16 protein-coding genes and 1 pseudogene are annotated in these 20,656 nt (G+C 70.0%); 12 read left to right on the forward strand and 5 right to left on the reverse strand.

The window, feature by feature from the left end; translation table 11 throughout:
* Positions 1-184 precede the first annotated feature (184 nt).
* Entirely contained in the window at positions 185-739 is a 555-nt protein-coding gene (locus ACFXI3_RS06065; RefSeq protein WP_378398328.1) for an OmpA family protein, read from the forward strand.
* A complete protein-coding gene (locus ACFXI3_RS06070) occupies positions 736-1,908 on the forward strand; it encodes a polysaccharide pyruvyl transferase family protein (protein WP_378398329.1) in 1,173 nt (390 codons plus the stop codon). The genes ACFXI3_RS06065 and ACFXI3_RS06070 overlap by 4 nt, the downstream gene beginning before the upstream one ends.
* Here ACFXI3_RS06070 and ACFXI3_RS06075 read toward each other — a convergent pair.
* Together ACFXI3_RS06075 and ACFXI3_RS06080 are read right to left on the reverse strand one after the other, a co-directional pair.
* Entirely contained in the window at positions 1,901-3,217 is a 1,317-nt protein-coding gene (locus ACFXI3_RS06075; RefSeq protein ID WP_378398331.1) for an MFS transporter, read from the reverse strand. The genes ACFXI3_RS06070 and ACFXI3_RS06075 overlap by 8 nt on opposite strands.
* Positions 3,218-3,362: 145 nt before the next feature.
* Positions 3,363-4,103 carry an IclR family transcriptional regulator gene (locus tag ACFXI3_RS06080; protein ID WP_344279654.1) on the reverse strand — a complete coding sequence of 247 codons (741 nt, stop codon included), beginning with the start codon at positions 4,101-4,103 and terminating at the stop codon, positions 3,363-3,365.
* A gap of 117 nt (positions 4,104-4,220) precedes the next feature.
* Between ACFXI3_RS06080 and ACFXI3_RS06085 the strand changes: the two genes are divergently transcribed.
* Together ACFXI3_RS06085 and ACFXI3_RS06090 are read left to right on the forward strand one after the other, a co-directional pair.
* The gene (locus ACFXI3_RS06085) at positions 4,221-5,411 is read left to right on the forward strand and encodes an acyl-CoA dehydrogenase family protein (RefSeq protein ID WP_378398333.1); all 1,191 of its coding nucleotides are present in this window, start codon (positions 4,221-4,223) and stop codon (positions 5,409-5,411) included.
* A complete protein-coding gene (locus ACFXI3_RS06090; RefSeq protein ID WP_378398334.1) occupies positions 5,411-6,613 on the forward strand; it encodes a CaiB/BaiF CoA transferase family protein in 1,203 nt (400 codons plus the stop codon). The genes ACFXI3_RS06085 and ACFXI3_RS06090 overlap by 1 nt, the downstream gene beginning before the upstream one ends.
* 148 nt (positions 6,614-6,761) lie before the next feature.
* Here the strand turns inward: ACFXI3_RS06090 and ACFXI3_RS06095 are convergent, their stop codons facing one another.
* Entirely contained in the window at positions 6,762-10,646 is a 3,885-nt protein-coding gene (locus ACFXI3_RS06095) for a Pls/PosA family non-ribosomal peptide synthetase (RefSeq protein WP_378398335.1), read from the reverse strand.
* A gap of 271 nt (positions 10,647-10,917) precedes the next feature.
* Entirely contained in the window at positions 10,918-12,351 is a 1,434-nt protein-coding gene (locus ACFXI3_RS06100) for an LCP family protein (RefSeq protein ID WP_378398337.1), read from the reverse strand.
* A 278-nt stretch (positions 12,352-12,629) separates the two neighbouring features.
* On the opposite strand from ACFXI3_RS06100, the gene ACFXI3_RS06105 reads away from it, so the two are divergent.
* Positions 12,630-12,776, forward strand: a complete 147-nt coding sequence (locus tag ACFXI3_RS06105; protein ID WP_378398338.1) for a hypothetical protein — start codon at positions 12,630-12,632, stop codon at positions 12,774-12,776.
* On the opposite strand, the pseudogene ACFXI3_RS06110 reads toward ACFXI3_RS06105, so the two are convergent.
* Positions 12,758-14,032, reverse strand: a pseudogene (locus tag ACFXI3_RS06110) (MFS transporter); the annotation flags it as partial. The gene ACFXI3_RS06105 and the pseudogene ACFXI3_RS06110 sit on opposite strands and share 19 nt — an antisense overlap.
* Here ACFXI3_RS06110 and ACFXI3_RS06115 point away from each other — a divergent pair.
* The 7 genes from ACFXI3_RS06115 to ACFXI3_RS06145 all read left to right on the forward strand — a co-directional run bounded on the left by ACFXI3_RS06115 (position 13,995) and on the right by ACFXI3_RS06145 (position 20,654).
* The gene (locus tag ACFXI3_RS06115) at positions 13,995-14,480 is read left to right on the forward strand and encodes a MarR family transcriptional regulator (RefSeq protein WP_344279636.1); all 486 of its coding nucleotides are present in this window, start codon (positions 13,995-13,997) and stop codon (positions 14,478-14,480) included. The pseudogene ACFXI3_RS06110 and the gene ACFXI3_RS06115 overlap by 38 nt on opposite strands.
* A gap of 61 nt (positions 14,481-14,541) precedes the next feature.
* Positions 14,542-15,462 carry a hydroxymethylglutaryl-CoA lyase gene (locus ACFXI3_RS06120; protein WP_378398339.1) on the forward strand — a complete coding sequence of 307 codons (921 nt, stop codon included), beginning with the start codon at positions 14,542-14,544 and terminating at the stop codon, positions 15,460-15,462.
* A 21-nt stretch (positions 15,463-15,483) separates the two neighbouring features.
* A complete protein-coding gene (locus tag ACFXI3_RS06125) occupies positions 15,484-16,200 on the forward strand; it encodes an enoyl-CoA hydratase/isomerase family protein (RefSeq protein ID WP_378398341.1) in 717 nt (238 codons plus the stop codon).
* Positions 16,197-17,387, forward strand: a complete 1,191-nt coding sequence (locus tag ACFXI3_RS06130) for a CaiB/BaiF CoA transferase family protein (protein WP_378398342.1) — start codon at positions 16,197-16,199, stop codon at positions 17,385-17,387. Before ACFXI3_RS06125 ends, ACFXI3_RS06130 begins: the two co-directional genes overlap by 4 nt.
* Complete coding sequence (locus ACFXI3_RS06135; RefSeq protein ID WP_378398343.1) at positions 17,387-18,127, forward strand: enoyl-CoA hydratase/isomerase family protein; 741 nt, start codon at positions 17,387-17,389, stop codon at positions 18,125-18,127. The genes ACFXI3_RS06130 and ACFXI3_RS06135 overlap by 1 nt, the downstream gene beginning before the upstream one ends.
* Complete coding sequence (locus ACFXI3_RS06140) at positions 18,124-19,695, forward strand: AMP-binding protein (protein WP_378398344.1); 1,572 nt, start codon at positions 18,124-18,126, stop codon at positions 19,693-19,695. The genes ACFXI3_RS06135 and ACFXI3_RS06140 overlap by 4 nt, the downstream gene beginning before the upstream one ends.
* A complete protein-coding gene (locus ACFXI3_RS06145; RefSeq protein WP_378398345.1) occupies positions 19,692-20,654 on the forward strand; it encodes an NAD(P)H-dependent flavin oxidoreductase in 963 nt (320 codons plus the stop codon). Before ACFXI3_RS06140 ends, ACFXI3_RS06145 begins: the two co-directional genes overlap by 4 nt.
* Positions 20,655-20,656: the final 2 nt, after the last annotated feature.

Genomic DNA, 20,656 nt, shown 5'->3' on the forward strand with positions numbered 1-20,656 from the left:
AGCCGGGTCCCTCACCCGGGTGGATGTCGACCTTGCCGGGTGAGGCGGCGGGCAGCCGCCCCCGCCCTGCTGACAGCGCGAAACCGCACGACGCCTCGCCGCGTTCGCCGGGCGCGCCGCGGTTGCCGCTGCCTTGACCCCGTGTTCAGATCCCGGCGAACCCAGCCGAAGGAGCGCAATTCTCATGCAGAGGGCACTCGTCAAGGCGGTCGTCGGGGCCGCAGCCGTCGTCGCGCTGGTCAGCGCGTGCGGATCGGGCGGATCGAACGACTCGTCCGGATCCGGAGCGTCCGGGCAGAACACCGCCCAGTCCAGCGGAGCCGCCCAGTCCGGCGAGGCAGGCGCGTCCGGCCAGAACGGCGCGCCGGGCCAGAACGGAGCCGCCGGGCAGAACGGCCCGGCCGCGCAGGCGGTCACCGCCGCGATCCAGCAGGCCTCGCAGGCCTCGCCGATCAAGTTCGAGCCGGAGAAGGCCGAACTCACCAGCCAGGCCAAGGAAGGCCTCGCCGCGATCGCGAAAGCCATGCAGGGCAACGATGTCAAGCTGAAGGTCGAGACCCACGCCGGTTACCCGGACGCGGAAAAGGCGAAGAAGCTTTCCGAAGAGCGCGCGCAGGCGATCTCGACCGCGCTTGAGGGCGACGGCGTCGCCAAGGACCGCGTGCAGGCGGAGCCGACCGGAAGCGAAAAGGCCCAGGGCGACCAGGCGTTGGACACGCAGCTTACTGTCGCTTCGTGACCCGAGCCCCGTCCCCCCGCCGGCATTACCTGGTCGGGCCGAGCGGATATCCGAATTTCGGCGACGAGCTGATCGCCGCTGCCTGGATCCGCCGCTTGGCCCGCACCGAACCGGACGCCGAAGTCTGGCTCGACACGCATTCGCCGGGGCCGGCCCAGCATTTGTTCGGCGACCTGCATCCGCGTTTGCGCTGCACGGACACCTTGTGGCGGCTGTGCGGCGAAGCGCCGTCGGACGATCCGTGGGAAGTCGCGTCCTGGGTACAAGCCGCGGTGCACGACCCCGGTCGGGCACCGCGCTGGGACGCGGGGATCGAACTGCTGGGCCGGCTCGACGTCGTGCATCTGATCGGCGGCGGTTACGTCAACGCGCTGTGGCCCCGGCACCTCGGACTGGTTGCCGGGGCCGCGGCCGCGGCACAGCGTTCGCACGCTCGCTCAGCGATGACCGGACAGGGCTTCGTCCCGTTTTCTCCGGGCGCTGCCGGGTTGCTGCGCGCGCTCGCCGAGCGGTTCGACGTCGTCGACGTCCGCGACGATCCGTCCGCCGAACTCCTGCACGGGGTCGCGGGCGTGGAGCGGACCTGCGACGACGTCTTCCTCGACCCGCGTCCGCCGACGACGCCCACGTCGCGGGAGTTCGTCCTGTGCGTGCAGTCGGACATCGGCGCCGAGCGGCCGTCCGTGCTCGCGGCGCAGGTGCTCGACCTGGTGCGCGCGTGGCGGCTTCCGCCGGGCGAACTCGCTGTGGTGGAAGGGATTCCTCGCGTCGACCGAGAGGTTTTCGCGTTGCTGGAACACGAACTTCCCGGCGCGGAGTTCCACCCGTTCCGCGACGTGTGGCACCGCGGCCTTCCGCTCGCGCCGGGGCAGACGTGGATTTCCAGCCGCTTCCACCTGCACCTGGTCGCCGCCGCGGCGGGCGCCACCGGCGTGGCGATCGACGTTTCGCCGGAGTACTACACCACCAAACACCGCAGCCTGATCGACCTCGGCTCCGGCTGGACGCTCACGCCCGCCGGGGCCGAGAAGCCACCGGAACGCCCTTCCGGCACTGGGTTTCCGGCGCACGTGCTGCACCACTGCGCGAACCTGAAGCGTTCGGTCGCCGAAGCCGTCTACGGTCCGGAACTGCCCAAGACCCGCACCCGGTGGCCGCGGCTCAGTTGAGCGCACCGCGACTCTGATCGGCCAGCGCACCCAGCCCGATGCACAACGCACCCGCGACGAACAGCAGCGAAACACCCCAGGTCGCGTGCGTCGCGGACGCTTCCACGATCGCCAGCGCGGCCAGCGGCGCGAGCCCGCCGGACACTGCTCCCCCGACCTCGCGCCCGGTGCCGAGGCCGGTCGAGCGGACCTCGGCCGGGAACTGCTTGGCCAGGAACGCGCCCTGCGCCGACAGCATCGCCGGGACCACGACGCCGGTCGCCAGCACGAGACCGAGCCAGATCAGCCAGCTGGTGCCGGTGTCGAGCAGCCAGAAGAACGGGAATGCCAGCAAGCCCGTCGCCACCGCGCCGGCGACCACGACCTTTTTCGCGCCGACGCGGTCGCTGATCCATCCGGCGATCGGCACGGTCACGATCGCCGCCGCGCTCGCGATGCTGATCCCCAGCGCGCCGATATTCGCTGGTACGCCACGGAAATTCGTCAGGTAGGCGAGCGAGAAGGTCTTGAACACATAGCTGACGCCGTTGTAGCCGATGGTGATCACCATGACCACCGCCAAGGCGCGCCAGTCGCTGCGAAACAGCTTCACCAGCGGTCGGTTCGCCCAACCGCGCGGCCGGTTTTTCTTGCTCCGCACCAGGTTCTCGAACTCCGGCGTCTCCGGCACCCGGCGGCGCACCCACAGCCCGACGCCGACGAGCAGGAAGCTGGCCAGGAACGGGATCCGCCAGCCGAAGCCGTGCAGGAATTCCTTGTCCAAAGTGGTCAGTCCGGCGACGGCGAGCGAGGAGACGAGCAGCCCGACGTTCACGCCCAGCGCCGGCCACGAACCTTGCCGCCCGCGTTTGCGCGGATCAGCGTGCTCGTACGCGACCGCGATCGCGCCGCCGAATTCCGCCCCGGCGCCCAGGCCTTGCAACAGCCGCAGCACGACGAGCAGCACCGGCGCGAGAAGTCCGGCGCTCGCGTAACTGGGCAGCAGCCCAATCCCTGCCGAGGAAACGCCCATCAGCACAAACGTCCACGACAGCACCTTCTTGCGGCCGATCCGGTCGCCGAGCGCGCCGAACACGATGCCGCCGATCGGGCGGGCCAGGAACCCGACGGCGAAGGTCGCGACCGAGGCCATGGTCGCGGCGGCGTCGTTGCCGGGCGGGAAGAAGACGTGGCCGAACACCAGCGCGGCCATCGACGCGTAGAGGTAGAAATCGAACCATTCGAGCGCGGAGCCGACGACCACCGCGACCCCGACTCCGCGCGGGGCTTTCCGGGTCGTTCCGACGCTGTCGTGCACAACACTGGGCATGGTCCTGCTCTCCGGAACTGGGGCACAGGCGAGCGGAAGCCAGCCGGCGCGCGCCGTTGCGTGCGTATTTGAGAACGCTTGATGCGTATATCCGGATGCTAAGAGACCGCGAACACACCGGTCAAGGGTCTTCGGGAATTCGGGCTCAGCCCTGGCGCGCGGCTTCCCAGCGCTTCACGACCGCAGCCGTGATGTCTCCCAGCGCGTCGCCGATCTCGGGCAGGCGTTCGGAAATCCGCGTGGTCGGGCCCGCGACCGCGATGGCCGCGACGACCTCTCCGTCGACCAGGATCGGCCGCGCCGCCGCGCTCACGTCGGGCAGCGTTTCGCCGCGATTGAGCGCGACACCCTTGGCGCGGACGGTGTCGAGTTCGTCCATCGCAGCCCGCACTCGCTCCGCATCCGGGAGCACCGACTGCAGGTACGCCTCGCGCCGCCGTGCCGACCAGTGCGCGAGGAAGATCTTGCCCGCGCTCGGCGGGTACAACGGCCGTCGCGTGCGCAACGGCGCGGAGTAGCGGATGGGCTGCTCGGACTCGACCGCGTCCACGTAGATCAGCGAATCCCCGACCGCGGCGCCGAGCATCACCGTCTCGCCGAACCGCCGCCGCAGCTCCTCCAGCGCGGGCCGGGCCGCGGTCGCGATGCCGGGCAGGCCGCCGGTGAGCAGGTTCCCAAGCGCGGGGCCGAGCTGATAGGCACCGTCGGCCTCTATCAGGTAGCCGGTCGAGACCAGCCCTTTGACCAGGCCGAACACCGAGGATTTCGGTGCGTCGAGCGCCACCGAAAGCTCGTGCAGCCGCATTCCGGGCTGCCGTGCGACGCACTCCAGGATGCTGGTGACGCGCCCGACCGTCCGGTGGGCCTTGGCGGTCGACTCGGTCATGACGGACTCCCCTGCGTTCGTACATACGAACCCTATCGCGACATCCACCCTGGCAGCGCTTGACCCGAGGCGCGCGTCGCCTTACGCTGGACGTATATCCGAACTCAGCGTTCTTATATGCGCATGATGGAGAGCAGCACTGTGGACTTCCAGCTGACCCAAGACCAGGAGGACATCCGGCGCGCCGTGCGCGAGCTGGCCGCCCGGTTCCCCGACGAGTACTGGGCGCAGCGCGACGAGCGCGCCGAGTTCCCGCGCGAGTTCTACGACGCGTTCGCCTCCGCGGGCTGGCTCGGCATGGCGATCCCGGAGCAGTACGGCGGCGGCGGGCTCGGCATCCTCGAAGCCGCGCTGCTGCTGGAAGAAGTGGCCGCGTCCGGGGCCGGGATGAACGGGTGCAGCACGATGCACCTGACGATCTTCGGGCTGAACACGATCGTCAAGCACGGCAGCGAGGAAATGCGCCAGGAGATCCTGCCCGGCGCGGTCGACGGTTCGCTGCATGTCTGCTTCGGGGTGACCGAACCGGACGCGGGCACCGACACCACGCGCATCTCCACTTTCGCCCGCCGCGACGGCGATTCCTACGTCGTGCACGGCCGGAAGGTCTGGATCACCAAGGCGGGCCAGTCGCAGAAAATGGTGCTGATCGCCCGCACCACGCCACGCGACGAGGTGGAGAAACCGACCGACGGCATGTCGCTGTTCGTCGTGGACATCGAGTCCGAAGCGGTGCAGCTGCGCGCGATTCCCAAGCTCGGCCGCAACGCGGTGTCGTCCTACGAAGTGCTGATCGACGGCCTGCGGGTGCCGGAATCGGCGCGCGTCGGCGAGGAGGGCAAAGGCTTCCGGTATCTGCTCGACGGACTCAACCCGGAACGCATCCTGCTCGCGCACGAGGCGCTCGGCATCGGCCGCGCGGCGTTGCGGCGCGCGGTCCGGTACGCCGGGGAACGGCACGTGTTCGGGCGGCCGATCGGGCAGAACCAGGGGCTGGCGTTCCCGCTGGCCGAGGCCGCGACCCGGCTCGACGCGGCGGAGCTGATGGCGCGCAACGCCGCCTGGCGCTACGACCACGGCCTGCCGGCCGGCAAGGAGGCGAACATGGCGAAATGGCTGTGCGCGGACGCCGGGTTCCAGGCCGCCGACCAGGCGATCCAGACCCACGGCGGGATGGGCTACGCGCGGGAATACCACGTGGAGCGCTACTTCCGGGAGGCGCGGCTGCTGCGGCTCGCGCCGATCAGCCAGGAAATGGTGCTGAACTACGTGTCCCAGCACGTGCTCGGGCTGCCGAGGTCGTACTGATGGGCGCGCTCGACGGGCTGCGGGTGCTGGACCTGTCTCGGGTGCTGGCCGGGCCGTACTGCACGCAGATGCTGGCTGATCACGGCGCCGAGGTGATCAAGGTCGAATCGCCCGCCGGGGACGAGACCCGGGGCTGGGGTCCGCCGTTCCTCTCCGAAGGGACCAGCGCTTACTACGCGAATCTCAACCGGGGCAAGAAGAACATCGTGCTCGATCTGTCCGGTCCGGACGGTCGTTCACTGCTCGGCACCCTGCTCGCGGGCGCGGACGTGGTGGTGGAGAACTTCAAGGCGGGCACGCTCGCTCGGTGGGGCTGGCCGGACGAGACGATCCGAGCCGAGTATCCGGCGCTGATCCATTGCCGCATCACGGGTTTCGGCACCGACGGACCGCTCGGCGGACTGCCCGGGTACGACGCGGTGCTGCAGGCGTACGGCGGGTTGATGAGCGTGAACGGCGAGGCCGACGGGCCGCCGTTGCGGATCGGGGTGCCGGTTGTCGATGTGGTGACCGGGGTGCTCGGGTTCTCCGGGATCCTGCTGGCGCTGCACGAGCGGGAACGGTCCGGGCTCGGGCAGCTGGTGGATTGTTCGTTGCTGGACACGGTGATCAGCCTGCTGCATCCGCATTCCGCGGCTTGGCTCACTGACGGTGCGGTGCCGCGGCGGACTGGTTCGGCGCATCCGTCGATCGCGCCTTACGAGACTTTTTCGACAGTGGACGGGTTGTTCTTTGTCGGGGCGGGGAATGATCGGCAGTTCTCGGCGCTGGTCGAGGTGCTCGGTGCGCCTGGGCTGGCTTCTGATCCGCGGTTTGCCTCGAATGCGGATCGGGTTCGCAATGTGGGAGTGTTGCGGGAGGAGTTGACGGTCTTGATCGGACAGTACAAACGGGATTCGTTGGCCGAGTTGTTGCTGGCTAAGGGAGTTCCGGCGTCTCCGGTGCACGACATCGCGGAGGCGATGAACGCTCCGCAGGTGCGGCATCGGGAAATGGTGGTGGAACGGGACGGGTATCGCGGGGTCGGGGTGCCGGTGAAGCTCGGCCGCACCCCCGGCTGTGCTGCCGAATCGCCGCGACCTCCGGGGGCGGACACCCGGGAAGTGCTTGCCGCGGCGGGGCTTGCCGCAGAAGAAGTCGAGGACGCGCTCGCCAGCGGGGCGGCGCATACGCGGCTTCCCCGGCCGCAGGCGTCTGGTTGAGTTCGGGCTCACCGGCGATACCAGGACTGGGCTGCCGTCCAGTCCGAACATCCCCGGCGCTGGCGGATGTCGGCGAACAGTTTCCGGTAGTCCATGGCTCCCCCAGGATAGTGGGCGGTTCTGCTCGGCAGAACCGCCCACCGGGGCTTCACCGCCAGGGACGGACCGGCGTGCCGCGCCACCGGGTGCGCGGCGGAACCGTCTCCCCCGCCATCACCAGCGAACCCGAACCGACCGTCGCGCCGTCGGAAACCCCGCTGCCCGGCAGCTGGAACGCGCGCGGGCCGAGCGTCGCGCCGGGGCCGAGACGGACCGGGTCCAGGCGCATGACGCGGTCGTGGAACAGGTGCGTTTGCAGCACGCAGCCGCGGTTCACCACGGCGCCGTCGCCGAGGTGGATGAGGTCCGTTTCCGGCAGCCAGTAGCTCTCGCACCAGACGCCTCGGCCGATGCGGGCGCCGAGGGTCCGCAGCCACCAGTTCAGCACCGGCGTGCCGAGGAACGAACCGGCGAACCACGGGACCGCGAGCGTCTCCACGAATGTGTCGTACAGCTCGTTCCGCCACACGAACGCGCTCCACAATGGATGCCGTCCCGGGCGGAATCGGCCGACCAGCATCCATTTCATCAGCGTCGTCAGCAGCGCGGCGAAGAGACCGGCCGAGACGAACACCGCGGGCGCGATGGCGGCGGCGACCCAGAAGCCGTCCGCGACGTCCACTCCGGCCAGCACCGTGGACACGGCGAGTCCGAGCAGGCCCGCGATGAGCAGCGGCGCGATCCGGCAGGACTCGACCAACGCGCGGGCCAGCTTCAACCGGCGCGGGGGCGCGAAAGTGCGGGCGGGGTCGACCGCGTCCGCAGTGCGCCGCAGCTCCAACGCGGGCCGGCCGAGCCAGGACGTGCCGTCGGGGACTTCTGCCGGAGTGTCGGACAGGACGCCGACCAGCGAGCCTGAGCCGAGCGTCCGGTCCGGGCCGACGACCGCGGAGTTGCCGACGAACGCGCGCTCCCCGACCTCGGAGACACCCAGCCGGACCCAGCCGCGGTCGAGTTCGTACGGTGCGGCGAGGACGTCGTCGGCTAGGAAAGCGCCGTCTCGCACCCGAAGCAGCGACGGCAGACTGAGCACAGTGGACAGTTCGACGCCGCGGCCGATCCGCGCGCCCAGCAGCCGCATCCAGAACGGGGTCGCCAGCGCGGCGTAGAGCGGGAACAGCTGCCGCCGGGCGATTTCCAGCAGTTCGTGCACGAACCAGGCCGCCCAGCCCGCGCGGCTCAGCACCGGATAGGTTCCCGGCCGCACGGCCAGGCTGGCCAGCCGCACCAGCAGGACGATCGTCAAGGCGTACAAGACGATTCCGGCGAAGACGAGCAGCGGCGTCCATGGCAGGATCGCCAGCGCGGCGGTGCGCGGATCGTCTGCTGCCGGGATCAGCAGCAGCGCGACCACGATCAGCGGAATCGCGGTGACGAACATGAACAGCGACCGCAGCGTGCCGCCCAAAGCGAACGCCAGCGAGTACCGCTTCGCCCGCGGTGCCACGGCGGTCGGCCGCGGCGGACGCTCGCCCGACGGTCCGGCCGGGGAACCGCCCCAGACCGCACCGTCCGGCACGCGGGTGTCGAGTGTTGAACCGGGCAGAAGTACCGATCCGGCGCCGAGGTCCGTGCCCGGCAGCAGCGTGCTGCGACCGCCGACCCGGGCACCGGCACCGATTCGGACGCGGCCGATCCGGAGCACCGAACCGTCCAGCCACCACCCGGCCAGGTCCGCCTCGGGCTCGATCGCGCATCCGTCGCCGAAGTCGGCTAGACCGCCTACCGGCGGCGGCGAGTGCAGATCGACGCCCCGGCCGACGCGGTTGCCGAGCAACCGGGCGTAGGGCGCGGCAAGCGGCGTTCCGGCGACTCCCGGCGGACCGACCACGGCGGCGAACCGTTCGGCGGTCCACAGTCGCATGTGGACGATGCCGCCGCGCCGGTACTCCCCTGGCGCGAGCTTTCCGCGCAGCAACCGCACGCCGCCCGCGGCGAGCAGCATCCGTCCCGGCGGGCTCAGCAGCACCAGCCACGCCGGGATGAGGACCCACCACGACATCCGCGGCAGCCACTGCAACGGCAGCACCAGCGCGACCAGCGAGCCGAGCAGCGAAACCGAAAGCAGCCACCGCATTCCGGACAAGGCCAGCAAAACCAGCTGCACCCCGGCCTGCCACCAGCCGCTGCCTCGAACGGCGGGAACCTGCGGCTCTTCCGCCTCGACAGTTTCGACCGGCTCCCCAGCGAGACGTTCGTACAGCTCGCGCGGCGTCGGGCAGGAGTACACATCGGACACTGCCGCCGTCGGATACCGTTCGCGCAGCACGGAAACGAGCCGCGCGGCCGTCACGCTCGAACCGCCGAGGTCGAAGAAGTCGTCGTCCGGCCCGGCGGCGGTCCCGAGGTGTTCGCTCCACACCTGCAGCAGCCACGCCAGTTTCGGATCAGACGGCACCACGGGCGCGGCGGTCGGTTCCTCCAGCGGCCACGGCAACGCGTCGCGGTCGAGCTTGCCCGACGCGCGCACCGGCAGATCCGGCACCAACGCCAGCCGTGGCACCAAAGCCGCCGGGAGCCGGTCCCGCAGAAGACTACGCGCGGCAGTGCGGTCGAGGCTCTCGCCTTCCGGCACCACGTACCCGACCAGCACCTGCGCGCCGCTGTCCGTGCGACGCACCACCGTCGCCGCCGCGGCGACACCCGGCAGGGCACGCAACGCGGCGTCGATCTCGCCCAGTTCGACGCGTCGTCCGCCGATCTTGACCTGGCCGTCCGCACGGCCGACGAACTCCAGTCCTTCCGGCACCGCTCGCACCAGGTCACCGCTGCGGTAGGCGCGGCTCCAGCCGAGCCCCGGCAGCGGCACGAACTTCTGCGCGTCCTTCGCCGCGTCGAGGTACCGGGCGAGGCCGACGCCGCCGATCACCAGCTCGCCGCTGCGGCCCCACGGCACCGGGATGCCCGCCGGGTCCTCCGGGTCGACGACCGCGAGTTCCCAGCCGTCGAGCGGCAGCCCGACCCGCACCGGTTCGCCCGCGCGCAGCCGCTGCGCACACGCGACGACCGTGGTTTCCGTTGGGCCGTAAGTGTTCCAGATCTCCCGGGTGCCGTCGTCGAAGCGCGTCACCACCTCCGGCGGGCACGCTTCGCCGCCGAGGATGAGCAGCCGGACGCCGGCGAGAGTGTCCACAGGCCACAGTGCGGCGAGCGTCGGCACCGTCGACACCACCGTCACGCCGCGTTCGACCAGCCACGGCCCGAGGTCCGCTCCCGCGCGGACGAGCGAGCGCGGAGCCGGAACCAGGCACGCGCCGTGCCGCCAGGCCAGCCACATTTCCTCGCACGACGCGTCAAAAGCGACACTCAGCCCGGCGAGGACACGGTCGCCCGGACCGAGCGGCCGTGCCTGGCAGAACAATCGAGCCTCAGCGTCCACAAAGGCCGCAGCGGCGCGATGCGTGACCGCGACGCCCTTCGGTTTGCCGGTGGAACCGGAGGTGAAGATGATCCAGGCGTCGTCCTGCGGCTGCGGACGGACTCTCGGCCACTGCGGTCCGCGAGAGGACGGCAATCCCGCGTCGCTCAGGACGAGGCTCACCTGGGCCTCAGCCCACACTGTCTCGGCGCGGTCGGCCGGATCGTCGGCGTCGACCGGAACGTAGGCCGCGCCGGTGGCGAGAACGGCGAGAATGCTGCGGTACAACGCCGCCGTGCCGGAAGTCATCCGGATTCCGACCCGGTCGCCCGGCATGACCCCGGCAGTCCGGAGGCGTCCGGCGAGTTCTTCGACCTGTGCGGCGAATTCGCGGTATGTCGCCCGCATGGAGCCGTCGTCCAGCGCGAGCGCGTCCGGGTGCCGGCGCACCGTTTCGGCGAAAATGTCGTAAAGCGTGCGCGCGGCAGGCGTCGGACCCGCCCGGTAAACCGCCGTCGCCTCTTCGGCGAGCCTCTCGGGCGCGACTGTGCGCGCCCGATCCGCGTCCAGCGTCACAGGAAAACCTCTTTCCAGAAGAACAGGACTCACGAAACCGGCTGTTCGCCACTCAACAATGGGCGGCGTGAGGCCGGGCTGAAGCAGCAGTGCCGTTCCCAGGCACTGAAATCGGAACTAGATCAGATTTCGGGCAATCCCCCTGCCGCTGCTGTGCGGCTCGTCACCCGATCCCGGACATTAGCGGGCACATCACCGTCAATGTCACTCGGGAGAGTTAATTTCGGAATTCGTTCTCAACGGGTTCACAGGATCGTTGTGCTTCTCCCGTTCACCGCACGCACGGCACCCCGCCTCCGGACAATTCGTCGGCGGGCGAAACCGGGGAGACCGGCACCGGGTCCACCTGGTCCGCCTTTTCCCGGAAATCGGTGCCGAGCACCAGTTTCAGTTCCCCCGCGGCCAGCGCGCCGTCGTAGCCCACGCCGTACCCGCCGCCGAGCGCGGCCACGAGCTTCGCCGCCGACGCGGAATCCCCGCGCCCGTAGCGGACCACGGTGCGGTGCGTGTGCCGCGCGCTGGACGTGCGCCCGGCGCGGTATCCCCGCGACGGGAGCGCCTTCAGCACCCGGGCGGCCGCGCCCTCCCGGCCGCTCGCGTTCACCACGTCGACCGCGGGACCGGCCGTCGCGGCAGGCGGCGGCGGGACCGTCCGGCCGAGCAACCGGGCCGCGGCGGCACGGATTTTCACCGGATCGACAATGTTGACGTCTTCGCCCCGTGCGTCTTTTTCGAACCTTTCGACCGGAAGCGACGCCAGGGTCAGATCCCCGCCGGCGAATGTTTCCGCCTGCCGGGCCAGCGCGTTCAGATCGAGCCCGGAATCGATCGCGATGTTCTGTTTCGCGACCGAAACCAGCTGGCCGAGTTTCACCGGGTCGCCGAACACCCGGCCTTCTTTCAGCTGGTGCGCCAGTGAAACGAGAAACGCTTGCTGGCGCCGTTCCCGGTCCAGGTCGGTGAACTCGTGCCGCGGATCGTGGCCCTGCCGCACGAACGCGAGTGCCTGCGCCGCGGAAATCTGCTGCTGACCGGCCGGGAAATCCGCGCCGGAATAGCTGTCGCGCGTGCTGTCGGCCAAGCACACGGTGATCGGCTGCACGACCTGAGCCAACTGGAAGAAGGCGACCAGGGTGACTTCGACGAAATGGTCCACCGCGACCCCTCCGAGGAACTGGCGGACCGTCGCGACTTCTGCCGCGCGGCCGGCGTCCCGGGACCTCTGTTCGCGAGCCGCCTTCTCGGTGACGCCTTGCGCGGCGAGAAGTTTGGACTCCGCGGCGAACGCGTACCCGTAAGCCTCCTTGATCTTGCCCTTGCACACCCCGTCCGGACAGCCGGCGAGGTCGGTGTAGTCGTCGCGCGGGATCGAGATGACCGTCGGATGCCCGCCGTCGGCCGGGACGTGCAGCAGCATCAGGACGTCGGTGTTGTAGCCGCCGACGTGCTGGTCCCCCGCGTGCAATTGTTCGTACAGCTCGGCGGGCAGCGGTTCGCCCCGCTCGTCGAGCCGCGAATCGAGTCCCATGACGAGGATGTTCGTGTCCCCGCCGGGCCGGGCCTGCCCGTCGAGCGCGGTGGACGTGGTGACGCCGGACAGCAGCGCGCGCAGTTCGGCCCACCCGTAGGCGGCCCCGCCCAGCAGGACGGCGACGAGTGCGACCACGCCGATCCGCTCGGCCCAGTGCCCGTTCGCGCGCTCCATCGCTCACCGCCCCTCCCTCCGGCGGCACCCGGTCTACTACGGGGTTCCTGTGAGAGCGATGAGAAAGCGGACCGTCCGGGCAGCCCGCCGAGGTCAACCGGGCCGCCGCGTGCGAAACGGCACACTTTGGAGGGTCAGCGCCGCCTGGTCCGGCGGACCCGGCACAGGACGCCGGAAGTCCGTGCGGGGAAGCCCCGCGGCCGGGGCGTGAGCGGCGGCGTTCGCGAAGATCGCCGGGCCGGACGCCGACGAGCAGCACCACGACGGCGAGCAGGACGATGCCCGCGCTGATCTGCAGCCCGAGCGACAGGCTCCCGGTCGCGGATTCGATGAACCCGAGCAGCGACGGCGAGGCGGCGGCCGCGAACGAACCCATCGAGGTCACCACCGCGATCCCGGTGGCCGCCGCCCGGTCGTTCAGGTAGATCGACGGGATCGAATAGAACACCGTCAGCCCCGAGTAGTGCGCGGCCGCCATCACCGCGAGCAACAGGATGACCACCACGACGTTGCCGCCGGACACCGAGATCGCCAGCATCGCGAACGCCGCCACGATCCAGCTCGTCGCCGCGTGCCAGCGCCGCTCCAGGGTGCGGTCGGAGTGCCTGCCGACCAGCAGCATCACCACGATGCCGAGCAGCGGCGGGATCGCCGAGAAGAAGCCGAGGTTCAGGACGTTGCCGACGCCGGCGTTGGCGATGATCCGAGGCGTCCAGTACGAAACGGCGTTCGCCAGCGTGTACGCGCCGCACGCGCAGAGCCCGAGAATCCAGACCTTCGGGTCGCGCAGGGCGAGCAGCAGACCGCTGTGTTTCTCCGTCGCCGGGCCTTTGTCGCGGCGGTCCGCTTCGAGGTCGGCGCGCACGGCCGCCTTCTGTTCCGCCGTGAGCCACTTCGCCTGCTCCGGGCCGTCGGTGACGAAAAGCAGCACGAGCCCGGCCAGCAGGATCGGCGGAATGCCCTCGATCAGGAACAGCCACTGCCAGTCCGCGAGCCCGCCGACGCCGCCGAGCGAGTGCATGATCCAGCCGGACATCACCGAGCCGAGCGCGCCGGACACCGGAATGCCGATGAAGAACACGGCCGTCATCCGCGTCCGCCGCGACGACGGGAACCACAGCGACAGCAGGTACAGCGCGCCGGGAAAGAACCCGGCTTCGGCGACGCCGAGCAGGAAGCGCGCGGCGTAGAACATGATCTCGTTGTGCACGAACAGGGTCACCACGGTCATCACGCCCCAGGTGGCCATGATCCGCGCGAGGGTTTTGCGCGCGCCGATGCGGGCGAGCAGCGCGTTGCTCGGGACTTCGAAGAGGATGAAGCCGACGAAGAACAGGGTGACGCCGAGCCCGTAGACCGCTGGGCCGAAGCCGAGGTCCCGTTTGAGGCCCTGCTGCGCGATCCCGATGTTGGTGCGGTCGATGTAGCTGACGACGTAACACAGCACCAGCAGCGGCATGACGCGCCGGGCGATCGTGCGATAGGTCGCTTTGCGGTCGACAGCGGCGGTCGCCGGAGCGCCGGTGACTGCGGATGGTTCGGCCACGGCTGAGACTCCTTCGTCCGGATCGGGCGAGTGGCAGTCTCCGCATCGAGTGTTGAGTTTGTCAACACCCATCGGGTAACGGCTACGATGTCCGGCCATGGCCGAACGCGCAGACGGACACGACCTGGTCCCCATCTCCGGACTGCTGTCCTACCGGCTCTCGCGCACGTCGTCGGCGATGTCGCGCAGCGCCGCGGTGCGCTACCGGCGGGACTTCGGCGTGAGCCTCGGCGAATGGCGCGCGATCGCGCTCATCGCGGCCGACCCGACGCTCACGCTCAACCGGCTCGCGCGCCGCGCCGGACTCGACAAAGCGCAGATGAGCCGTGTGGTCAGCCGGCTGACCGAGCGCGGGCTGGTGAACCGCACCGCCGGATCCGGGCGCACGTCGCAGCTGGCGCTGACCGCCGAGGGCACCCGGGCCTACCGCGGCCTGATCACCGCCGCCAACGAGCGCGACGCGGACTTCCTCGCCGTGCTCACCGGCGAGGAGGCCCGGGTGCTGGACCGCGCGCTCGACAAACTGGCGGAGCACGCGCTCGCCGTCGAGGAGAGTGAGCGGGCTCACCCGGCCGCCGAGTAGTGTTGACTTTATCAACACCCTCGCGTAGTTCTGGAACCACCGACGAGGAGGTGGGCCCAGGATGTCCGACGCCGTCACGATCTGCGAGTGCTTCGCCCGCGACGGGCTGCAGCACGAGCCGGAGCCCGTGCCGACCGCGACGAAGATCGCGCTGCTGAATTCCTTCGTGCGCACCGGTTTCCGCCGGATCGAGGCGACCAGCTACAGCCATCCCGCGCGGGTCCCCGGGTTCTCTGACGCCTCCGAGGTGCTCGCCGGGATCGACCGGAGCCCGGGTGTCGCGTTCAAGGCGACCTGCCCGAATCCGCGTGCCGTCGAACGCGCGCTCGCCGACCTCGAAGCCGGGCACGGGGCCGAGGAACTGAGCCTGCTGGTGTCGGCGACCGAGGCGCACACCGAACGGAACCTGCGCACCACGCGCGCCGGGCAGTGGGAACGCGTGACCGAGATGGTCAAGCTCGCCGACGGACGGTTTCGCCTGGTCGGCGTGGTTTCGGTGGCGTTCGGCTGCCCGTTCGAGGGCAAGGTCGACCCGGGCCGGGTGGCCGAAGACGTCGCGCGGTTCGCCGACCTCGGCGCGAGTCTGGTGACCCTCGGCGACACCACTGGCGTCGCGACCCCGGGCTCGGTGCGCGCGCTGTACACCCGGCTGTCACGGGAAAACCCGGACCTGCCGCTGGTCGCGCACCTGCACAACACGCGCGGTACCGGGATCGCGAACGCGGTCGCCGCGTTGGAAGCCGGGTGCCGGCATTTCGATTCCGCGATGGGCGGCGTCGGCGGGCATCCGGCGAAGATCGGCTACGGGGCCGGGCTCACCGGCAACGTGTGCACCGAGGACCTGGCCAGCCTGTTCGCCGCGATGGGCGTCGACACCGGTTTGGATCTCGGCCAGCTCGCCGCGGCGTCCGCGGCCTGCGAGGAAGCGCTCGGCCGGCCGCTGTACAGCATGGTCGCCCGCGCTGGCTTCGCGTCCGCCTGACTTTTCTTTGGGGAGAAACCTGTGCTGCTGACCGAAAATCACGACGCCGTCCGCGTTCTTACGTTGAATCGGCCGGACAAACTCAACGCGCTCGACACCGCGCTCACTCGCGCTCTGGACACCGCTCTCGATGAAGCTGGCCGAGACCCGAGCGTCCGTGCTGTCGTTCTGACGGGGGCTGGGCGCGGCTTTTGCGCCGGTGCTGATTTGAACGAGTTCTCGTCGCTCACCCCGGGCCAGCCGGAAGCTGTTCTCGAACGCGCTGCGCTCACCGCCCGGCTGCAGACGCGCATGCAGCAGCTGCCGGTCCCGGTCGTCAGCGCGGTGCGCGGGGCGGCTGTCGGCGGCGGTGCCGGGCTGGCGATCGGGGCTGATCTGGTGGTCGCCGGGTCGGATTTGAAGTTCGGATATCCCGAGCTCAAGCATTCGATCGTCCCCGCGCTGGTGATGACCGGGCTGGTCCGGCACCTGGGCCGCAAGCTCGCGTTCGAGCTGGTCAGCACCGGTCGGCTGCTCACCGCCGCGGAAGCCTCGTCGTACGGGCTGGTGAACCAGGTGGTCGAACCTGCCGAGATCGTGCCCGCCGCGCTCGCCGTCGCGCAGCGCTGGGCCTCGGTCGAACCCCGCGCGCTGGCCGCCGCGAAAGACCTCTTCTACCGCGTCGCAGACCTGCCGACGGACGCCGCGATGCGGGCGGGCCAGGACGTCAACGCGCTGATGCGCGGGTTCCGCTCATGACCGGCCCGCTCGCCGGAGTCACCGTGCTGGACCTTTCCCGGGTCCTCGCCGCGCCGCTGGCCACCCAGATCCTCGCCGAACTGGGCGCGACCGTGATCAAGGTAGAACGCCCCGGCACCGGCGACGAAACGCGCGGCTTCGAACCCCGGCTGCCGCACGGCGAGAGCGCGTACTTCTTCGCGTTCAACCGCGGCAAGCAATCGGTGACTGTGGACTTGAAGGACCCGCGCGGCCGCGATGTCGTCCGGAAGCTGGCCGCGCGCGCCGACGTCGTCGTGGAGAATTTCCTGCCCGGCACGCTCGACCGGCTCGGCCTCGGCTACGCCGAACTGTCCGCGGAGAACCCCGGCCTCGTGCTGGTGTCCGCGACCGGCTTCGGCCAGACCGGACCGGACGCGCACCGCAAGGGCTACGACACGGTGTTCCAAGCGCTGTCCGGCGTGATGGCGATGACCGGCGATCCCGCAGGTCCGCCCGCGAAAACCGGCGTGCCGGTGGCGGACCTGACGTCCGGGCTGTGGGTGGTGATCGCGGTGCTGACCGGGCTCGCCGGCCGTTCCGCGGATAGTCGTGGCCGCCACCTCGACGTGGCGATGATGGACGTCCAGCTCAGCCTGCACGCGCTGAACGCCGCTCGGTTGTTCGCGCTCGGCGAGGACCCCGTCCGCACCGGGACCGAACATCCGGGGCGGGTGCCGTCGGCGGCGTTCCAGGCCGGGGACGGCGAATGGCTGCACATCAGCGGCAGCGACCAGCATTGGGGGCCGCTGTGCACCGTGCTCGGATTGTCCGCGTTGGCCGCTGATCCTTCGCTGCAGCAGAACGCGGGCCGCGTCGAGCACCGCGCGCGCGTGATGAAGGCCCTGCGCGGCGCGATCGCCCAGCACGACCGGGACCAGCTGGTCAAAGAACTGCTGGCGGCCGACGTCCCCGCCGGCGCGGTGCGTTCGGTCCGCGAGGCGCTGGCCGATCCGCATGCCGTCGCGCGAGGCGTCGTCGGCGAGTTCACGCATCCCGTCGAAGGTTCGTTCCCGGCGCTGCGCACTCCGTTGCGCGAGACTGCCGGAGACGCCCCGGCACCGGGAACGCCGCCGGTGCTCGGAGCGGACACTGACGTCGTGCTGCGCGACTTGGCGGGACTGTCGGACGGCGAGATCGAGGGCCTGCGGGCCGCGGGAGTGATCTGATGAACGAACGCGTGACGCTGGACGTCACCGACGGAATCGCCCGTGTCGAACTGGCCCGGCCGTCGGCGCGCAATGCCGTCGACCTCGCGATGTGCCACGCCTTGAAGGAAGCCTTCGACGCCGTTGACGTCTCAGCGGCCCGGGTCGTCCTGCTCAGCGGGGCCGGTCCGGTCTTCTGCGCCGGTGCCGATTTGAAGGAACGGACCGGCAAGGACGCCGCCTGGGTCCGCCGCCGCCGAGTCGCCTCCTTCGCTGCCTACGCGGCGATCGAGGCCTGCCGCTGTCCCGTTGTCGCGCTGGTGCATGGCACCGTCGTCGGCTCCGGCGGGGAGATCACCCTCGCCGCCGACTTCGCTCTCGCCGCAGCGGACACTGTCTTTCGGTTCCCGGAACCGCATTGGGGCACCGTCGGCGCGACCCAACGCCTTCAGCGGGCCATCGGGAAACGCCGCGCCAAGGAACTGCTGTTCACCAATACGCCGCTGTCCGCTGTGGACGCTGCCTCGCTCGGTCTGGTGAACCGAGTCGTCCCCGACCTGGCCGCCGCCGGAACCGAGGTCGCCACCGCCGTCGCCGCCGCCCCGCCCGGCGCGATCGCCCTGACCAAACGCGCCGTCGACCTGGGCGCGGAAACCGATCTGGACCGCGGCATCCGGATCGAAATGTCCGCCATCGAACAGAACCTCGCCGACGGCAGCTGGCGCGACGGCGTCGCCCGGTTCACTGGAGAGACCCGATGACCGACCTGCGCACCGCCTGCCCGCTCACCGTCCAGGACGCCCTTGCCCGGGCTGCCCTGCTGGCACCCGACGTCGAAGCCGTCGTCACCGCCGACGCCCGGATCACCTACCGGGAACTTGCCCTGGAGGTGGACCGGGTGCGCGGTGCTCTGGCCGCCTCGGGCATCGGCCGCGGCTCCCGGGTCGGGCTCTGCCTGGGCAACACGCCTGAGTGGGTCACCCTGTTCCTGGCGTTGGGTTCTCTTGGCGCGCTGGTCGTGCCCGTCAACACTCGGTTCACCGCGGACGAGGTGCACTACACGCTCGCCCACGCCGGCGTCAGCACTTTGTTCGCCGCCGAGCGTGTATTGAACGTCGATTTCCCTGCGCTGTTCTCCGAGGCCGGTATTGAACCCGGCTGCGCGACCCTGCCTTCTTTGAAGCGGATCATCATCCTGGGCCAAGACAGCTGGACCGATTTCCTGGCCGCCGGTTCTCCTGCCGAACCCGTTGCCACCCCGGACGATCTCCTTCTCGTGCAATACACCTCCGGCACGACGTCGCGTCCCAAGGGCGTTCTCCTGACCCACCGAAGCATGTGCGCCGACGCCTTCTTTTCCGGTGCCCGCCTGGGTTTGCGCCCCGGCGACCGATTCCACTCGGCGCGCCCGTTCTTCCACGTCGCCGGAAGCACGCTGTCTGTGCTGTCCTCCCTGCAACACGCCACCACCTTGGTGACGATGCCGAAGTTCGAACCAGCAGAAGCGTTGCGGCTGTTGGAAGCTGAGCGCTGCACGCACTTCTCCGGAAACGACACGATCGCGCTGCTCCTGCTCAACCACCCCGATCGTCCGCACCGCCGCCTTTCCCTGCGCGGCGCGTGGGTCGCCGCGTCGCCGACCGTCGTGCGCCGGGTGATCGACGAACTAGGCGCCCGCGAATGCGTTGCCGGGTACGGACTTTCCGAAGCCTCCCCCAACGTCGCCCAATCCGCCTGGTGGGAACCCGAAGAAATCCGCGCCTCCGGCGCCATGGCGCCCGAACCCGGCGTGGAAATCCGCATCCGTTCCCTGGACGACACCCACGACTGCGCCCCCGGCGAACCCGGCTCGGTACTGGTGCGCGGCTGGAACGTCATGCAAGGCTACCTGGACGACCCCGTCCGCACCGCCGAGACCGTCGACGCCGAGGGTTGGCTGTCCACCGGGGACGTCGGCCTTCTCGACGATTCCGGCCGGTTCCATTTCACCGGCCGCACCAAGGAAATCATCCGGGTCGGCGGGGAAAACGTGGCCCCCGCGGATGTGGAAGACGTGCTGCACCGCCACCCCGCCGTCCGCCAGGCCGCTGTCGTCGGAGTCCCCGACGAGCGTTTGATCGAAGTGCCGTTCGCCTTTGTCGTGCTGACATCGCCGGGCATTTCGGAAGAAGACCTGCTCTTGTGGGCGAAAGAACGGTTGGCTGGGTTCAAAGTCCCCCGACATCTGCGCATTGTGGACGGTTTCGAGGCGATCGGCATGACCGCCAGCGCCAAGGTGCAAAAGAACCAACTGGCTCGCTATGCCCGAGCTTTGCTGGAGAACTCATGACGCGGCTGCGTACTTCGGTCACCGCCTTGCTGGGCCTGGACCTGCCGATCATCCAAGCCGGAATGTCGTGGGCTTCGTCTTCCTCGGCTTTACCTTTGGCCGTCAGCAATTCCGGCGGCCTCGGCGTGGTCGCCGCGGGCCCGATGCGCCTGCCCGACCTGTCCCGGGTTCTGGACGAAATGGCCGCCGGGACCGACCGCCCGTGGGCCGTGAACCTGCCCCTCTACCGTGCCGGCGCGGACGAGGTCATCGACCTCCTGCTCTCGCGCCGCCCTCCCGTGCTGATCGCCTCCCAAGGCGGCCCGCGACGGTATTTGGACCGGTTCCACGCCGTCGGGACCCGGTGCCTGCACGTCGTCGCCGGAGTCTCGCATGCTTTGAAGGCTTCCGCCGCCGGCGTCGACGGTTTGGTGGTAGTCGGCGCCGAGGCCGGCGGACATCCGCCGCCCGGCATGGTCACCACGCAGGTTTTGGTGCGTGCCGTGGTTTCCGCAGCGCCGTCGATCCCGGTCATCGCCTCCGGCGGGGTCGCCGACGGCGCCGGATTGGCCGCGATGCTGGCCCTTGGCGCGGGCGCGGCCCAGTTCGGGACCCGATTCCTGGCGAGCTCCGAGGCGACTGTGCATCGGTCTTATCAGGAGGCAGTGCTGGCCGCCGGCGTCGACGACACCCGGACGGTGGGCCGAGGTTTGGGCGTGATCCGCGCGCTGTCGAACGATTTCACCGCGCAGATGACGGAACTGGAAGCCTCGGGTGCTGAGGAGTCTTTGCGGCGGAAGGTTTTTCAGGCTTCGTCGCTGAAGGACGCCGCTCTGCACGGTGATGTCGCCGCGGGGAAGGTGGAGGCCGGTCAGTCGGCCGGGCTGATTAGCGAAATCCTTCCGGCAGCGGAGATCGTCTCGCGGATTACAGAGGAATACGCGGCGGCGGTGCGTCGGCTGCCTCAGCTTGAGGGTTGATT

The sequence above is a fragment of the Amycolatopsis sp. NPDC059235 genome (assembly GCF_042754125.1).
In the GTDB taxonomy this organism is placed as follows: Bacteria; Actinomycetota; Actinomycetes; order Mycobacteriales; family Pseudonocardiaceae; genus Amycolatopsis; species Amycolatopsis albidoflava.

Coding starts and splice junctions, on each gene's coding strand:
- ACFXI3_RS06140 (WP_378398344.1), top strand. CDS start 18,124: ATGACCGACCTGCGCACCGCCTGCCCGCTCACCGTCCAGGACGCCCTT.
- ACFXI3_RS06075 (WP_378398331.1), bottom strand. CDS start 3,217: ATGCCCAGTGTTGTGCACGACAGCGTCGGAACGACCCGGAAAGCCCCG.
- ACFXI3_RS06145 (WP_378398345.1), top strand. CDS start 19,692: ATGACGCGGCTGCGTACTTCGGTCACCGCCTTGCTGGGCCTGGACCTG.
- ACFXI3_RS06065 (WP_378398328.1), top strand. CDS start 185: ATGCAGAGGGCACTCGTCAAGGCGGTCGTCGGGGCCGCAGCCGTCGTC.
- ACFXI3_RS06090 (WP_378398334.1), top strand. CDS start 5,411: ATGGGCGCGCTCGACGGGCTGCGGGTGCTGGACCTGTCTCGGGTGCTG.
- ACFXI3_RS06120 (WP_378398339.1), top strand. CDS start 14,542: ATGTCCGACGCCGTCACGATCTGCGAGTGCTTCGCCCGCGACGGGCTG.
- ACFXI3_RS06085 (WP_378398333.1), top strand. CDS start 4,221: ATGCGCATGATGGAGAGCAGCACTGTGGACTTCCAGCTGACCCAAGAC.
- ACFXI3_RS06130 (WP_378398342.1), top strand. CDS start 16,197: ATGACCGGCCCGCTCGCCGGAGTCACCGTGCTGGACCTTTCCCGGGTC.
- ACFXI3_RS06100 (WP_378398337.1), bottom strand. CDS start 12,351: ATGGAGCGCGCGAACGGGCACTGGGCCGAGCGGATCGGCGTGGTCGCA.
- ACFXI3_RS06105 (WP_378398338.1), top strand. CDS start 12,630: ATGCCCGCGCTGATCTGCAGCCCGAGCGACAGGCTCCCGGTCGCGGAT.
- ACFXI3_RS06080 (WP_344279654.1), bottom strand. CDS start 4,103: ATGACCGAGTCGACCGCCAAGGCCCACCGGACGGTCGGGCGCGTCACC.
- ACFXI3_RS06115 (WP_344279636.1), top strand. CDS start 13,995: ATGGCCGAACGCGCAGACGGACACGACCTGGTCCCCATCTCCGGACTG.
- ACFXI3_RS06135 (WP_378398343.1), top strand. CDS start 17,387: ATGAACGAACGCGTGACGCTGGACGTCACCGACGGAATCGCCCGTGTC.